Source organism: Haloferax sp. AB510, from assembly GCF_024136985.1.
Lineage (GTDB): Archaea > Halobacteriota > Halobacteria > Halobacteriales > Haloferacaceae > Haloferax.
The window spans coordinates 1-1,708 of the sequence record NZ_JAMYJY010000205.1 but is presented as its reverse complement, the minus strand read 5'-3'; the positions used below and the strand labels follow the sequence as shown (position 1 = coordinate 1,708).

Here is a 1,708-nt window from a genome sequence, read left to right as displayed (position 1 = left end):
CAGCCGATGGCGACGCCGCGCTGGCCGTGTCGGAATGGCCGGCCGCAGGTGTCGGTGACGACGACTCGGTCGGCGTCGACGCCGGCGCGGATGCGCTCGGCCGACTCGGCCGGGCGCTTCGGGAGCAACAGCAGGTCGTGGTCGGGGACGTTCGAGCGGTCGATGCCGGCGTTGACGCCGACGTGGCCGAACCGCGTCTCGGTCAGGAGGAACGGCTCCGACATGACGAGATCGACGCTCTCTTCGAGGACCGCCTGCGCGAACCGCGGGTCCTTCTCGTCGCCGGTCAGTTCGGCGAGGCGGGCGGCGAGTTCGCGTGCCCGCGGGCCGGCCGGGAAGTCGTCGAGGTCGGCGAACCGCCCTTCGGCCTTCGAGACGACGGTGGAGGCGACGCAGACCACGTCGTCGGGCCGGAGGTCGACGCGCTCCGAGACGAGGGCGGCGAGGTCGTCGCCCTCGCGAATCTCGGGCACGTCGGGGACGGGAAACAGCTCCATACCGAGTCGGAGGGCGAGGGCGGTGAAAAACGACGGGATGCTGGCGAACCGGGCCGGTATCGCAGGCGGGTATCGAAGGTGCGACTCGTCAGGGCGACTCACCCACTGTGGACGTGGTGCGACAACGCGCTGAATTCAGTCGCTGCGGACGACCTCGACCGACAGCGAGCCGTCGACGATCGAGCCGACCATCATCGTCGCGTCATCGCCCGGGTTCGCCGCCGTCGCAGTGCCCGGATTGAGGACGCGGATGCCGTCGACCACTTCGTCGACCACCTCGTGGATGTGGCCCGCGACGCCGACCGCGCCGTCGCCCGCGGCGTCCCTGACCGCGTCGGCGACGCGGGACTCGTAGCCCGTTCTCGTGCCCGTGCCGTGGGTGACGACGAACGTGAGCCCGTCGACCTCCGCGACCTCGACGAACGGGAGGTCGATGGCCGGCGGGTCGATGTTCCCGCGAACGCCGACGAACTGCGCCGAGAGGTCGCGGAGGCGGTCGAGCGTGTCCGGCGAGTCGAAGTCGCCCGCGTGAATCACGAGGTCGGCCTCGCGGACCCGTTTTTCCACCCACTGGGGAATTCCGTCGGCCCGCCCCGGGACGTGCGTGTCGCTCAGGATAGCGAGTCGCATACCGACACCACGCGACCGGCCTGAATAGTCGTTTTGTCAGTCGCGGACGTAAGTCACGATATGCCACACGTCGTCACCGTCTTCCTCCGACACAGCGGCCGCGTCCTCCTCGCCCGCCGGAGCGAGGCGGTCGGAACGTATCAGGGCCGCTGGGCCGGTATCTCCGGCTACGTCGAGGGCGACCCGGTCGACGCCGAGCGCGACGCCCGGCGCGAACTCGCCGAGGAAGTCGGAGTCACCGGGATCGACGCCGAACTCGTCCGCGCGGGAGCGACCGTCTCCGTCGCCGACGAGGGCCGCGAGTGGACCGTCCACCCGTTCCTGTTCGACGCCCGGAGCCGCGAGGTCGACCCGAACGAGGAACTCGCCGCGGTCGAGTGGGTCCACCCGACCGAGATTCGAGCGCGCGAGACGGTTCCCGGACTCTGGACGGCCTACCGCCGGGTCGCACCCGGGGTCGAGACCGTCGCCGCCGACGAGACTCACGGGTCGGCGTGGATTTCGCTCCGGGCGCTGGAGGTGCTTCGCGACGCCGCCGCCGAGGCGGACTCGCTGGAGGCGGTCGCGTCGGTCGCCCGGCG

General features: G+C 71.1%; 3 protein-coding genes. 1 reads left to right on the top strand and 2 read right to left on the bottom strand.

Annotation, left to right across the window (positions count from 1 at the left end; all coding sequences use genetic code 11):
• Together cofE and NKF06_RS20530 are read right to left on the bottom strand one after the other, a co-directional pair.
• Positions 1-497, bottom strand: a 497-nt coding sequence (cofE, locus tag NKF06_RS20535; RefSeq protein ID WP_253246455.1) for a coenzyme F420-0:L-glutamate ligase, incomplete at its 3' end; no start/stop codon positions are given.
• 135 nt (positions 498-632) lie between these two features.
• Positions 633-1,127, bottom strand: coding sequence for a metallophosphoesterase family protein (locus tag NKF06_RS20530; RefSeq protein ID WP_253246454.1), 495 nt, complete (start codon positions 1,125-1,127; stop codon positions 633-635).
• 60 nt (positions 1,128-1,187) lie between these two features.
• Here NKF06_RS20530 and NKF06_RS20525 point away from each other — a divergent pair.
• Positions 1,188-1,708, top strand: a 521-nt coding sequence (locus NKF06_RS20525; protein WP_253246453.1) for an NUDIX domain-containing protein, incomplete at its 3' end; no start/stop codon positions are given.